The 12,245-nt window shown below is 67.8% G+C and carries 14 protein-coding genes; 8 read left to right on the top strand and 6 right to left on the bottom strand.

From position 1 onward, the window contains the following. Nucleotides 1-17 precede the first annotated feature (17 nt). From EV645_RS11785 to EV645_RS11775, 3 genes are read right to left on the bottom strand one after another with little or no spacing between them, the layout of a single operon-like run. The gene (locus EV645_RS11785) at nucleotides 18-989 is read right to left on the bottom strand and encodes a type IV toxin-antitoxin system AbiEi family antitoxin domain-containing protein (protein WP_242000337.1); all 972 of its coding nucleotides are present in this window, start codon (nucleotides 987-989) and stop codon (nucleotides 18-20) included. Between the two features lie 45 nt (nucleotides 990-1,034). After that, nucleotides 1,035-1,769, bottom strand: coding sequence for a GNAT family N-acetyltransferase (locus tag EV645_RS11780; protein ID WP_130442570.1), 735 nt, complete (start codon nucleotides 1,767-1,769; stop codon nucleotides 1,035-1,037). Between the two features lie 12 nt (nucleotides 1,770-1,781). Next, complete coding sequence (locus tag EV645_RS11775; protein WP_130442568.1) at nucleotides 1,782-2,231, bottom strand: HNH endonuclease; 450 nt, start codon at nucleotides 2,229-2,231, stop codon at nucleotides 1,782-1,784. 144 nt (nucleotides 2,232-2,375) lie between these two features. Between EV645_RS11775 and EV645_RS11770 the strand changes: the two genes are divergently transcribed. The 3 genes from EV645_RS11770 to EV645_RS11760 all read left to right on the top strand — a co-directional run bounded on the left by EV645_RS11770 (nucleotide 2,376) and on the right by EV645_RS11760 (nucleotide 4,932). Then, nucleotides 2,376-2,783 (top strand): DUF3151 domain-containing protein, encoded by a 408-nt coding sequence (locus EV645_RS11770; protein ID WP_130388010.1) that lies wholly within the window; start codon nucleotides 2,376-2,378, stop codon nucleotides 2,781-2,783. 43 nt (nucleotides 2,784-2,826) lie between these two features. Then, nucleotides 2,827-3,564 carry a 2-phosphosulfolactate phosphatase gene (locus tag EV645_RS11765; RefSeq protein ID WP_198681552.1) on the top strand — a complete coding sequence of 246 codons (738 nt, stop codon included), beginning with the start codon at nucleotides 2,827-2,829 and terminating at the stop codon, nucleotides 3,562-3,564. Between the two features lie 168 nt (nucleotides 3,565-3,732). Further along, complete coding sequence (locus EV645_RS11760; protein ID WP_130442564.1) at nucleotides 3,733-4,932, top strand: MFS transporter; 1,200 nt, start codon at nucleotides 3,733-3,735, stop codon at nucleotides 4,930-4,932. On the opposite strand, the gene EV645_RS11755 is transcribed toward EV645_RS11760, so the two are convergent. After that, complete coding sequence (locus EV645_RS11755) at nucleotides 4,919-5,737, bottom strand: helix-turn-helix transcriptional regulator (protein ID WP_130442562.1); 819 nt, start codon at nucleotides 5,735-5,737, stop codon at nucleotides 4,919-4,921. The two genes, EV645_RS11760 and EV645_RS11755, sit on opposite strands and share 14 nt — an antisense overlap. 57 nt (nucleotides 5,738-5,794) lie before the next feature. On the opposite strand from EV645_RS11755, the gene EV645_RS11750 reads away from it, so the two are divergent. Together EV645_RS11750 and EV645_RS11745 are read left to right on the top strand one after the other, a co-directional pair. Further along, nucleotides 5,795-6,283, top strand: a complete 489-nt coding sequence (locus tag EV645_RS11750; protein ID WP_130442560.1) for a VOC family protein — start codon at nucleotides 5,795-5,797, stop codon at nucleotides 6,281-6,283. Between the two features lie 292 nt (nucleotides 6,284-6,575). Further along, nucleotides 6,576-7,856, top strand: a complete 1,281-nt coding sequence (locus EV645_RS11745; protein ID WP_130442558.1) for an adenylosuccinate synthase — start codon at nucleotides 6,576-6,578, stop codon at nucleotides 7,854-7,856. A 21-nt stretch (nucleotides 7,857-7,877) separates the two neighbouring features. Here the strand turns inward: EV645_RS11745 and EV645_RS11740 are convergent, their stop codons facing one another. Then, nucleotides 7,878-9,785: a serine/threonine protein kinase gene (locus EV645_RS11740; RefSeq protein ID WP_130442556.1), complete on the bottom strand. Its 1,908-nt coding sequence runs from the start codon at nucleotides 9,783-9,785 to the stop codon at nucleotides 7,878-7,880. A 90-nt stretch (nucleotides 9,786-9,875) separates the two neighbouring features. Here EV645_RS11740 and EV645_RS11735 point away from each other — a divergent pair, with 90 nt between their 5' ends. Continuing rightward, nucleotides 9,876-10,208 carry a DUF1330 domain-containing protein gene (locus EV645_RS11735; protein WP_198681551.1) on the top strand — a complete coding sequence of 111 codons (333 nt, stop codon included), beginning with the start codon at nucleotides 9,876-9,878 and terminating at the stop codon, nucleotides 10,206-10,208. A 77-nt stretch (nucleotides 10,209-10,285) separates the two neighbouring features. Next, nucleotides 10,286-10,882, top strand: coding sequence for a DJ-1/PfpI family protein (locus EV645_RS11730; RefSeq protein WP_130442554.1), 597 nt, complete (start codon nucleotides 10,286-10,288; stop codon nucleotides 10,880-10,882). On the opposite strand, the gene EV645_RS11725 is transcribed toward EV645_RS11730, so the two are convergent. Then, on the bottom strand, nucleotides 10,871-11,572 hold the full coding sequence (locus EV645_RS11725; RefSeq protein WP_130442552.1) for an SDR family oxidoreductase: 702 nt from the start codon (nucleotides 11,570-11,572) through the stop codon (nucleotides 10,871-10,873). The genes EV645_RS11730 and EV645_RS11725 overlap by 12 nt on opposite strands. A gap of 88 nt (nucleotides 11,573-11,660) precedes the next feature. Between EV645_RS11725 and EV645_RS11720 the strand changes: the two genes are divergently transcribed. Continuing rightward, a complete protein-coding gene (locus tag EV645_RS11720) occupies nucleotides 11,661-12,245 on the top strand; it encodes a TetR/AcrR family transcriptional regulator (protein ID WP_130442550.1) in 585 nt (194 codons plus the stop codon).

Genomic DNA, 12,245 nt, shown 5'->3' with positions numbered 1-12,245 from the left:
GTGAGCCTTTCTGTCTGTCACATCCGGGCTCGGGCCAGGTCGAAGTGGCGGATGCCGGTGCGGCGGGCTGCTCGGGTGAACGTGGCCTGGATGCGGTCGGCCACGGTCGGTGGGTCGTCGAGATCTGCCCAGGAGATCCGGCAGTGCTCCACGGGTTGCGGTCCGTCGGGATCGGCTGCTTGTGGTTCGGGGAGCGGTTCTTCGACGGAGGGCTCGAATTCCTCGCACCAGAAGGGGAAACGCGCCTCGAACTCGACGACAGTGCGTTCGTCCGGGAACCAGAATCCTTCGGTTGGGAAGTCCGGGTCGTCGGCTTCTGGCGGTAGTGATGGGCTCGGAGTCGGCAAGCCTGCGGTGGCGAGGATCAGTCGGAGTCGCGACTCGGCGATCGAGGCGGCACCGGTGAGGTGATCCAGGACCGCGAGCGCACGTTTGTTGCCGTGGTCGAGCGAGGAGACCGCGTGTTTGAGCGTGCGCTTGCTGACGAGACCGGCGTACAGAGCGGCGTCGGCGAGCACGACCGCTGAGGTCGGTGGCGCAGTGGCGGCCACCTCGGCGATTGCGCGGGCGGGTGAGGCCATGCGCAGTCCGTTCCACAGTTGGAGGCCCGAGCCGACGGGATCGCGGATGTGGCGATGGACACCGCCGCGTATTCGGCCGGATCGCCCGTCGGGAGCCGTCACATGGACGCGCGTCAGGTCGAGACCCCAGACAGGTAAGGCATGCAGGGCCGCGGCGGTTTGGTGGCTCGCGAACACGTTGGGTCCGCCGGCGCGGAGGACGCGGTGCACCTTCCGCAGGTGCAGAACCTCGTCGGTGACGAGCATGAGTGAGCGTTGGGCGGCATACGTCCCGCGCCGGATCCGGCGCCAGCAGCCGGTGCCCAGCAGAGAGTCGATGTCAGCGTCGGGGTAACCACAGGCGCGCGCGTCGGCCCGGGTGAAGACACCACCGCGGATCGACGCCATCACAGCAAGTTGAGGATTCATGCCCTAGAAAGTGCCGCGATCGACCCTCGCCCGGACCGACGATTTTCAAGCTGTGGAGAACTTGTGCCGCACCCACACATTCGGCTCGACGTACACCGCGCGATCGGCAGCGACGTCGCAGTCGACCGGGACGAGTCCGCCCGCGACCTCGACGGGACCGCTGCGATCGAACGGAAGCCCGGTCCACGAACGCCACTCGGCCAGCGACCCGGCGACCACCCAGGACGCGGGCGCGACTCCGGCGATCTCGCCGCCGGCCCGGACATGGGTACGCAGCCACGGATCCCACGGCAGCCCGTCAGCGCGCGTTCGGGCGACGTACTCAGTCATGGAGGTCTGGGGTTCTAGGTGCTTGTGAGTCGGCCTTACAGGGGCATCCAGGACGTCTAGTCCCGCATCGCCGGCCGCCTGTCGAAGGGCCGCGAGCATGAGTGCCGCGATGCCCTGATTCTGCAGGTCGTGCGCAACGCTGATGTTGAGGGCACAGGCCGTGTCAGGTCGTGCGCCGCGGCGTACGTCGGTGAACGCCCAGACGACTGCCTGCTCCCATCCGCCGGGCGGGAAGTCCGAGCGGCGGGCGAACTGGACGGCATGGGCGTCGGCGACGACCCGGTCGCCGGTAGTGGCGATCAGGCAGGTGGCGGGGAACGCCGAAGGGACCTGGCCGAAGTACGCCTCGGACACGCGGTTGTGGCGCATGAACTCGGGCCAGCCGTGTACGTCGATGTCTGCGTTCGCGAGCTCGGGGCGATCAGCGACTGTGGTGATCTCCACGGGCATGAAAAAAGCTCGTCATCTGTCTATGACGAGCTCGGCGCGGGTTGGTACCCAGGGTTGCCAAAGGAGCGGCATGTCGGCCTCGGACGGAGTGCGGTTGCCTTTCCGCTCGTTGCACGAGGCATGGGCGGCCACGGCATTCAGCCACTCGGTGCGGCCGCCCCTGGATCTGGGTTGGACATGATCCATGGTGTCGGCGTTCTCGAGACCGCAGTACGCGCAGCGGAACTTGTCCCGGCGGAGGACACCGTGCTTGCTGTACTTCATCCGACCGGCTGCGTAGCGCCAATGGGTGACGACGTACCGGACCAGGCGTAGGACGCGAGGGACCGGGAAGGGGCCGATAGTTCGCTCTCCGTGCGCCTCTTCCACCACTGCGACCTCACGCACCAGCATCCGGATGGCGTGCTGGATCGAGACGGTGTGCAGCGGTTCGTACGACGCGTTCAGGACTATGACGCTCATCCGGTGCCTCCTTCCGGCCGTAGCTGGGAACCACGGCGGTTTGACGCAGGGTCTCAAGCATCCGTGGCCGGTGGGTGAACGGTCAACGGATTTCGTCAGACGGTCACGTGCCGGTACGGCTGCGTGATCGGCGAAGATGTGCTTATGGAATTGAACAATCTGCTCTCAGGCCCACCCGAGACACTACTACCGGTCGACCCGGCCGCGGCGGAACTCGCCGACGGGGCCGCTCCGGCGGACGTCGCCGCCAAGCACCCGACGTCGTCGCTGGCCTGGGCCGTGCTTGCCGAGGGCGCCTTGGCGGACGGCCGGACCATCGAGGGGTACGCGTACGCGCGGACCGGCTACCACCGCGCGCTGGACCTGCTCCGCCGGAACGGCTGGAAGGGGCACGGACCGGTGCCGTGGGAACACGAGCCGAACCGCGGGTTCCTGCGCGCACTGGCCGCGCTGGGCAAGGCGGCCGCGCTCATCGACGAGAAGGACGAAGCGGAGCGCTGCGTTACCTTCCTGCGGGACTCGTCGCCGGCTGCCGCCGACGCTCTGAGCTGAAACCTGCTTGTGGGGTTGGTTGCCCGACGGCATGATCCGTCGGGTGGCTAGCCCGTATGCGCAGAGCGGCTTCAGGCTCGGGTTCGACTGGGGACCGGTCGGGGCCGAGGTGGTTGCCGGGGACATCGTTGCTGTGGTGGACGTGCTGTCGTTCACCACAGCTGTGACAGTTGCGGCCGATCTCGGGATCGCGGTCTACCCGTATCAGTGGCGAGACGAGTCGGCTGTCGCTTATGCCGAGCGGTGGAGCGCGAAGCTGGCGGTGGGGCGGTCCGAGGCCCGGTCGGGTGACGTGAGTCTGTCGCCGGCGACGATTCGGCAATCGCAAGGTGTCAGCAGGTTGGTGCTGCCGTCGCCGAACGGCTCCACGATTGCCAAGCAGCTCAGTGACAGCGGGGCAACGGTGATCGCGGTGTCGTTGCGTAACCGCCGAGCGGCAGCGGAGTGGGTCAGAGAGCAGGGCACCGGACGACGGGTTGTCGCGATCGCGGCCGGGGAGCGGTGGTCCGACGGATCGCTTCGGCCGGCCGTCGAGGATCTGTGGGGAGCCGGCGGGTTCCTGAGTGCGCTCGACCAGGACGATCTGTCGCCGGAGGCGCGCGCGGCGGTCGCGGCGTACGACGCGGTGGCCGATGAGTTGCCCAAGCTCTTGCACGAATGCGCCGGCGGTCGCGAGCTCACGCAGTACGGCTATCCGGAGGACGTAGCGATCGCGGCCGAGGTGGATGAGAGTACGAGCGTGCCGGTGCTCGAGGGCGGTACGATGTTCCGGTCAACCTGAACCAATTTATTGCCCGTTGACAGTGCCGGTGGGTGGCGAGCGTCCCCCCTTCCTATCGAAGGGAAGCTGCCTGCCGAACATGGACGGTTCTAGGCGGACGGACAGACCGGCGAAGCTGGACGCCCACGGTCGGGTCCCCCGCCCCTCCGGGCAGCGGAAGGTCACACCGTGCCGGCTCTCACCGGACGGATAGGCGCGCCCACTTACGCAGCGGTACTGCGTACTCCTGGCGCGTGGAAGTTCTACCTCGCAGCGGTCCCGGCAAGGATCGGGATCGCCATGACCGGCCTCGGCATCGTCTGGCTGGTCCACGGATCGACCGGCTCGTACGCCGCGGCAGGCAGCGTTACCGGCGGCTTCGCTGTCGCCGAAGCGGTCGCCGGACCGCAGGTCGCGCGACTCATCGACCGGTTCGGTCAGACCCGGATGTTGCCGATCACGTTGCTCGTACACGCGACGACGATGGCTCTGCTCATCAGCCTCACCGTCTCCGACTCATCGCTCTGGTCGCTCGTTGTAGCCGGCGTCCTCGCCGGCGGATCGCTACCGCAGGTGAGTGCGCAGACGGCGGCCCGTTGGTCGTACGCACTACGCGACACCCCACTGCTCTCGTCGGCGTTCGCGTTGGAGGCGCTGAGCGTCGGCATCGCGTTCATGGTCGGTCCAGGGCTGGTCGGCATCGTGAGCTCGTCCACCAGCCCAGCAGCAGGCTCGATCCTCGCGACAAGTCTCCTGGTGTCCGGCGGCCTCGTCCTGGCGATACAACGAGGTACGGCGCCACCGCCGACCGCACCTGGTGAGCACGGGCACGCGAAACACCTACTGCACAAGCGATTCGCCGGCCTGGTCGGTACGAACATCGGCATCGGCCTCTTCCTCGGCAGCATGCAGGTCTCCGTCACCGCCTTCGCAGTCTCAAGAGGTACTCCGGGCCTGGCCGGACCGCTCTACAGCATCACCAGCCTGGTCAGTCTGTTCGCCGGACTCGTGTACGGCGCACGCCGGTGGCGGACTGCTCCAGAGACACAGTTCGTCATCGCCTTCGTCTGGCTGACCATCAGTTGCGTCCCCTTGATCGCAGCGCACACTCCGCTGACAGCAGCTATCGCCTTGGCTCTTCCTGGCTTGGCGATTGCACCGTTCCAGACCCTGTCCGCGGTATTGACCGAGACAACCGTCCACCCCGCAATCCTGACCCAGGCCTTCACCTGGCTGAACTCAGGCGGCGCAGCCGGCATAGCCCTAGGCTCCGCCTTCGCCGGCTGGCTCGTCGACGACCACAGCGCGCAGTACGGCTTCATGGTCGCGCTCGCAGCAGCGGTGATGGCAACGCTGATGGCGATGACGGTGAAGCTCAGCGGTAGGTGATCTGGCGTTCGGCGGCGGCTCGCGTTGCGTACTCCGCCGGCGTCAGACCGATCTGCTGCTTGAACTCCTTCGAGAAGTGGGCCTGGTCGAAGTAGCCGAGGGAGGCGGACAGTTCCGCCAGTTCGGCTACTTCGCCCTGCGCGAGTAGCTCGGCGCCGTCGTGGAGGCGGTAGCGGCGGAGGATCCATTTCGGGCCTACGCCGACGTACCGGCGGAAGAGCCGTTGGAGGGTGCGGATCGGTACGTTGAAGCGGTCGGTGATTTCGTCTACGCGGGCCATTGAGCGGTCGGACGCGATGGTCGTGACGATCTCCCGGACGAGTTCGTACGACGAGTCCGGGGGCGCGAGGTGGTCACGTAGGAATGCCTCGAAGACGGCGCGGCGGCGTTCGTCGGATTCGGCTGTGAACATGAGGTCCGCGAGTCGGTCGCCGTCGGGGAAGACGTCGGTCAGCGGCAGTACTTCGTCGCGGAACGAGCCGACGTCGAGGCCGGTGATCGCCCCGAAGCCGCCGGCCCAGAACTTCACCCCGAAGGCGCGGCCGCGGCCCACCAGTTCGCGCTCGAACTTGCGCGTGCAGACCCCGTTCACGAACGCGCCGCCCGGCTGCTCGAACGTCACGTTCACGCTCGGATAGGGCAGCACCTCGGCCGTGTACGGCTCGTCCAGGTCCCACTCGACGATCCAGTACCACTCCACGAACCGGCCGGCGTCCGGGCCGGCTGCGAGGCGGTGCAGCGAACGGTGCCGGGCCTGCTCCCGGGGGTGCAGGATGCCTCGCTCGTTGTCCGGTGGCTGGGTCAAGGCTGACTGTCGCTTTCTTACAAGACCGCTATGGCCCCCAGGGCTTTGACTAAGGGCATGACGACGAACACGGTAAACCCCATCCCCGACGGTTATCACTCGCTGACCCCGTACCTCGCCGTCTCCGACGGGCCGAAGGCGATCGAGTTCTATCAGTCGGTGTTCGGGGCGGAGGTGATCAGCCGGCAGGACATGCCGGACGGGCGGGTCGGTCAGGCTGAGCTGAAGTTCGGCAACTCGATGCTGCAGTTGAGCGACCAGATGCCGCAGATCGGACTGCGCGCGCCGAACGGCGAGTGGGTGCACTCCTCGCTGGTGCACTACGTGCCGGACGTGGACGCGACGTACGCGAAGGCCATCGAGGCCGGCGCGACGTCGGTGGAAGAGGTGCAGACCTTCATGACCGGTGACCGGTTCGGCACGGTCATCGATCCGTTCGGGCACCGCTGGGCGATCCTGACGAAGGTCGAGGACGTATCGCGCGAGGAGGCAGACCGGCGAGTGAAAGAGTGGCTCGCCTCGAACCCCGAGGGTCTCGACTCATGAGGAAGCGGCCCGCCGGAACCGTCCCCTGCGGCAGTTTCGGCGGGCCGCTGACTAAGAGTGTGCACGTGATCACGCAAGTTGGCAACCCATCGCTTGATGAAACAGCTATTTGAAACGGTCGCTTAGGGGTTGTGGACAGGCCCGAAACGCCTGCGCGCGGTTCCGGTAGGCTTTGGTCGCAAGAGCCTGGATGCGTTGCCGGATGAATGTCCGGTGAACGTCTCCGGGCTTCACCGTTTCCAGCACCGACCGCCACGGGGTGTGAAGTTGGTGCGTGAAGAGGAGGGCTGAGATGCCCGCAATCGTGCTCGTCGGCGCCCAGTGGGGCGATGAGGGCAAAGGCAAGGCGACCGATCTGCTCGGCAACACGGGCGAGGTCATCGACTACGTGGTGAAGTTCAACGGCGGTAACAACGCCGGCCACACGGTGGTGATCGGATCCGAGAAGTACGCGCTGCACCTGCTCCCGAGCGGCATCCTCACACCGGGCGTGACCCCGGTGATCGGCAACGGGGTCGTGGTCGACCTCAGCGTGCTGTTCGAGGAGCTCGACGCGCTGCAGGCGCGCGGGGTGGACACGTCGCGACTCGTGGTCAGCGCGAGCGCGCACGTCATCCCGCCGTACAACCGGACCCTCGACAAGGTCACCGAGCGGTTCCTCGGCAGCCGGAAGATCGGGACCACGGGCCGCGGTATCGGTCCGACGTACGCCGACAAGATGAACCGGGTCGGCATCCGGATCCAGGACCTGTACGACGAGAAGATCCTCGAGCAGAAGGTCACCGGCGCGCTGGAGCAGAAGAACCAGCTGCTGGTGAAGGTGTACAACCGGCGCGCGGTCGAGATCCGCGAGGTGCTGGACGAGCTGCTCGCGTACGCCGACCGCTTGCGCCCGATGGTCGCGGACACCAGCCTCCTGCTGAACAAGGCACTCGACGACGGCAAGACCGTGCTGATGGAGGCCGGTCAGGCCACGCTGCTCGACGTCGACCACGGCACGTACCCGTTCGTCACCTCGTCGAACGCGATCTCCGCGGGCGCCTGCACCGGCACCGGTATCCCGCCGACCCGCATCGACCGGGTCATGGCCGTCGTGAAGGCGTACACGACCCGCGTCGGCGAAGGCCCGTTCCCGACCGAGCTTCTGGACGCCGACGGCGAGTGGCTGCGCCAGCAGGGCGCCGAGTTCGGTACGACGACCGGCCGGCCGCGTCGCTGCGGTTGGTACGACTCGGTCATCGCCCGGTACGCCGCCCGCGTGAACGGCGTCTCGGACTTCGTGCTCACCAAGCTCGACACCCTCACCGGCCGCGAGAAGATCCCGGTCTGCGTCGCGTACGACGTGAACGGCGTCCGGTACGACGAGATGCCGATGACCCAGACGGACTTCCACCACTCGGTCCCGGTCTACGAGGAGTTCGACGGCTGGTCCGACGACATCACCGGGTGCCGCACGTTCGAGGACCTGCCGAAGGAAGCGCAGTCGTACGTCCGCGCGGTCGAGTCGCTCAGCGGTGCGCGGATCTCCGCCATCGGCGTCGGCCCGGAGCGCAGCCAGATCGTCCAGCTGTAACGCCGACCGGCCTCCCCGTCGTCAGTTTCCGATGATGGGGAGGTCCCGGATGAACGGCGCGTTGCGCAGGTCGCCGAGGGTCGGACGCTCGATGTTCGGCGTCTCGATCGGAGTGCGTGCCCAGTCCGCGCCGGCTCCCTGGGTGGCCTTGTAGAACGTGATGCCACCGATCGCCAGCAGTACGACGGCCATCAGCGCGGAGAGCCAGTGCGCGCGGAACGTGTTGCGCGCCGCGATGTGGGCGCCTCGACGCAGCGAGCTTCCGCCGGGGCCCCACCAGGCAGTGAACAGCGCGGTCAGTGCGGCGCTGCCGAAGCCGACTGCCGACAGCGGCTGCCAGTTGAGGTCGTACGTCGTGGCGGCGACGGCGGTGACGATGCCGCCGATAACGACCGCCATGACCAGCGGAAGGATCAGACAGGGCAGCGTGATCAGCGCGGCCATCGCCAGCTGCAGCGGGCTCGCGGCTGCTGCAATGACGCCGTCGGACTTGCCGGAGCGTCCGCGGACCTGACGGCGCCGCATCAACGCCGTACTCGAACGGTCGACTGTCCGCGCGAGCACGAGCAGGATGACGGCGACTGCTGAGCCGACCAGAGGTGTCAGCGCGATCAGCCCGGTCAGGGCGACCATGAAGCCGACGATGACCGCGGTACGTCGACCGGCCGGCGGGGCCTTGGCGGGCTGGACAGGCTGCGCCGCGGGGTGAACAGTCGCGGGCTGGACGGTCGCTGGGGGACCGGCCTGCTGGTACGGCTGCGAGTAGGGCTGTGGGTACGGCTGTGAGTACGGCGCCGGCAGACCGCTCTGGTACGGCAACGGCATCCCAGCCGGAGCAGCCGCGTTAGGCGCCGGGCTGTACGTCGCCGGGTGCGGTGGCACCTCGGCGGCAGGCTTCTTCGCCGCCGCGTCCCGGATCTTGTCGCGGAGCGGTGTGAACGCCGACAGCGGTGGGATCACCGGCGGCACAAGCTGCGCGACCTCAGTCGGTGTCGGACCCACCGGGGGTTCTGCATCCGTCGGCATGAGCTTCGTCACGAGCCGGGTCGGCGGTACGGCGGCGACAGTAGGCGTCCCACGCGGCAGTAGGGCATCGCGGCCCTCGGAGTACCGGGTGAGACCGTCCATGATCTCTTCTTGCGTCGGCCGGTCGGCCTTGCTCGGTGAGAGCGCTGCGGCGAGCAGTGGCTTCAGCCGCGGGTCCAGCCCCTCCAGATCAGCCTGACCGGAGTGCACGCGCGCCAGCACTGCTTCGAACGGTCCCTTGCCGAAAGGCCGCCGCCCGGTCGCGGCGAACGCCACAGTGGCGGCCCAGCCCCACCAGTCCGCGGACTGCGACACCATCTCGCCCTCGATGAGCTCGGGCGCCAGATAGCCCGGCGTACCGATCACGAGGCCGGTCTGGGTGAGTCGCAGATCGTCGGCGGCCTGGGCGATACCGAAGTCGATCATGACTGGCTTGCTGTTGAACATCATCACGTTGCCGGGCTTCAGGTCGCGGTGGATCACGCCGACCGCGTGGATCGCCTGCAGCGACTCGGCCAGGCAGCCTGCCAGCGGCAGCCACTTGCGCGGGGTCAGTGGGCCGCGCTCGTCGACCTGCTCGTCCAGCGGCCGGCCCGGGACGAAACGCGTCACCAGGTAGGGCCGCTCGGCCTCCAGGTCGTGGTCGAGGATGCCGGCCACGCCGGGGTGGTCCACCTTCTGCAGGGTGGTCGCCTCGCGCTGCAACCGGGCCCGTGCGATCGGGTCGTGCGCGACGTGCGGCCGCAGCACCTTGACCGCGACCTCCTGGTGCTCAGGGCCTTCGGCGAGGTAAACCACTCCCATGCCGCCCTGGCCGAGCCGCCGGATCAACCGGTACGGTCCGAGCCGCTCGTCCTCCACCTCCTCCGCATGGGTGGAAGGCGGTCCCCCTGTGACTGACATGGCATCTACGGTACGTCGGGAGCAGATCAAGCCGTCCCGATGACGTCAGAGGTAATCGTGCGAATTCTCCCCGTGGTCAAGGCTGGAGCCATGACACAGAGAATGAAGGCTTACGCGATCGCCTACCTGCGCAACGTCCGGATGGGCGCCGACATCGTCGAGTACCTCGAGCGGATCGACGAGACGCTCGCGCCGTACGACGGTCACTTCCTCGTCCACGGCGCGACGGCCGAGCAGATCGAGGGAGAGTGGGAGGGAGCGCCGATCGTGATCGAGGTCCCGGACTACGACCACCTGCGGGACTGGTACGAGTCGCCCGACTACCGCGAGATCCTGCCGCTGCGGACCGGGAACTCCGACGGCGTGGTGATCTTCGTCGAGGGCGTCGACCGCAAGCACAAGGCCACCGACGTGCTGGTCTGAGGAGGCTGGCCAGATCCTTGCGAACATGGGCATCGTGGCCACTGGCTGCCTCCGAGCCGTCCCGGTTGGGTGGAGGTATGCGAATCGAGATCCTGGTGTTCGACGGTGTGGACGAGATGGACGTGATGGGGCCGTTCGAGGTCTGGAGCCACGCGGCCCGGCGGCCCGAGTTCGAGCTGGCGCTCGTCGGGCTGGACGGGCCGGCCGAGGTGACCGGGATGCACGGCCTGCAGTTCAAGGCGCCAGAAGGCCTGGGGCAGCCCGATGCGCTCTTCGTGCCGGGCGGCGGATGGATGAACCGCGCGGAGAAGGGCTCATGGGCCGAGGCTCGGCGTGGCGTGATGACGCGGCGGATCGCTGAGCTGGCGCCCTCGCTGCAGTGGATCGGCTCGGTGTGCACCGGCTCGATGCTGCTGGCCGAGGCCGGATTGGTGAAGGGACGCCCGGCCACGACCAACCGTGGCGCGTGGGCCGAGCTGGAGGCTTTCGGCGCTGACCTGAAGACCAACCGGGTCGTCGACGACGGCACGCTGATCACCGCCGGCGGAATCACCAGCGGGATCGATCTCGCGCTCCGGATCGTCGAGCGCGAACTCGGTCCGGATGTCGCCGACGGGATCGCGGGTGCCATGGAATACACCCGCGACCGCGACGTCTACATTTCAGCCAACTAGCTCGGGGTAGAGCCCGGTCAGGTCGCCGGAGACGGCGGCCTTCGCGCCGCGAGCGGTGTCATCGGCGAGGACCTCGTGCGCACCGGACTCGATGCCGTCGAGGGCCTGCTTGGCAATGTCCTCGGGGCGGGACTTCGGGGCGGTGACCGCGGACACCATGTCGGTGTCGACGTACCCCATGTGCAGGCCGGTGACGCCGATGCCGCGGTTGAGCAGCTCGACGCGGATCGCGTTGGACTGCAGCCAGAACGCCGCCTTGGTCGCGGAGTACGCGCCGTGCCGGGCGACCCAGGACAGGGCCGAGTGGGCGTTGAGGATGTGGCCGCCGCCGTTGCGCTCGATGATCGGGACGAACGCCTTGGTGAGCTGGAGCGGACCGAAGAAGTTCGCGTCGAAGACCGCGCGGACGTCCTCGATCGAGCTGTCCAGGTAGGTGTCCGGCGAGCTGGCGCCGGCGTTGTTGATCAGGATCGTGACGTCCGGCGCAGCCGCGGCCAGCGCGTCGATCGAGGCCTGGTCGGTGATCTCGAGCGGCAGCGGTACGACGCGCGGATCCGTGCTCGGCTTCGGCGTACGGGCAGTCGCGTAGATCTTCGCGGCGCCGCGGCTCAGCAGGTCGTCGACGATCGCCTTACCGATGCCGCGCTGCCCGCCGGTGACGAGGACGACGGCGCCTTCGAGTGTGGTCATCTGAAACTCCCTAGGAGGAAACCGATCTGTTTCGCACACAGTAAACCGATCGGTTTCCGTTTTCAAATCCAACCGGTACCCTCGTTCCATGAGCACTTCGGCGACACCCCGTGAGCGACTGCTGGACGCCGCGGGGGAACTCTTCTACCGCGACGGCGTCAACATCGGAGTGGACGCGCTCTGCAAGGCGGCCGGGGTGTCGAAGAAGTCGATGTACCAGCTGTTCCGGTCGAAGGACGAGCTGATCGCGGAGAGCCTCGCCAGCCGCGGCCCGGCGTACCAGACGCTGCTGCAGCCGGGGGCCGAGGACGACCGGTCGCCGCGGGAGCGGATCCTGACGGTGTTCGAGCGCCAGGACGAGCTGGTTGCTTCGGGCAACTACCTCGGCTGCCCCTACGTGGGTACGGCGGTGGAGCTGAAGAACCCGGAGCACCCGGGGTCGGTGGTGGCGCGGCACTTCAAGCAGCAGCTGACCGACTTCTTCCATCGCGAGCTGGTGAAGGCCGGCGCCGAGGACCCGTCGACAGTGGCGATCCAGCTCACCATGATCTTCGACGGCGCGAGCGCCCGAGCAGTGGTCCGAGCCCAACCTCTCGGCGGCATCGGCGCCGCAACCGCCTCAGCGCTGATGAACGCTGCCGGCGTCCACGCGGGTGAGTTCGCCCTCAGCTGA

Source organism: Kribbella rubisoli (assembly GCF_004217145.1).
In the GTDB taxonomy this organism is placed as follows: domain Bacteria; phylum Actinomycetota; class Actinomycetes; order Propionibacteriales; family Kribbellaceae; genus Kribbella; species Kribbella rubisoli.
This window is presented reverse-complemented; position numbering and strand designations above follow the sequence as displayed.

What these genes read in the sequence shown, in the direction of transcription:
- EV645_RS11785 (WP_242000337.1), bottom strand. Translation starts at nt 989, where the DNA reads ATGAATCCTCAACTTGCTGTGATGGCGTCGATCCGCGGTGGTGTCTTC.
- EV645_RS11780 (WP_130442570.1), bottom strand. Translation starts at nt 1,769, where the DNA reads ATGCCCGTGGAGATCACCACAGTCGCTGATCGCCCCGAGCTCGCGAAC.
- EV645_RS11775 (WP_130442568.1), bottom strand. Translation starts at nt 2,231, where the DNA reads ATGAGCGTCATAGTCCTGAACGCGTCGTACGAACCGCTGCACACCGTC.
- EV645_RS11770 (WP_130388010.1), top strand. Translation starts at nt 2,376, where the DNA reads ATGGAATTGAACAATCTGCTCTCAGGCCCACCCGAGACACTACTACCG.
- EV645_RS11750 (WP_130442560.1), top strand. Translation starts at nt 5,795, where the DNA reads ATGACGACGAACACGGTAAACCCCATCCCCGACGGTTATCACTCGCTG.
- EV645_RS11745 (WP_130442558.1), top strand. Translation starts at nt 6,576, where the DNA reads ATGCCCGCAATCGTGCTCGTCGGCGCCCAGTGGGGCGATGAGGGCAAA.
- EV645_RS11740 (WP_130442556.1), bottom strand. Translation starts at nt 9,785, where the DNA reads ATGTCAGTCACAGGGGGACCGCCTTCCACCCATGCGGAGGAGGTGGAG.
- EV645_RS11735 (WP_198681551.1), top strand. Translation starts at nt 9,876, where the DNA reads ATGACACAGAGAATGAAGGCTTACGCGATCGCCTACCTGCGCAACGTC.
- EV645_RS11730 (WP_130442554.1), top strand. Translation starts at nt 10,286, where the DNA reads ATGCGAATCGAGATCCTGGTGTTCGACGGTGTGGACGAGATGGACGTG.
- EV645_RS11725 (WP_130442552.1), bottom strand. Translation starts at nt 11,572, where the DNA reads ATGACCACACTCGAAGGCGCCGTCGTCCTCGTCACCGGCGGGCAGCGC.
- EV645_RS11720 (WP_130442550.1), top strand. Translation starts at nt 11,661, where the DNA reads ATGAGCACTTCGGCGACACCCCGTGAGCGACTGCTGGACGCCGCGGGG.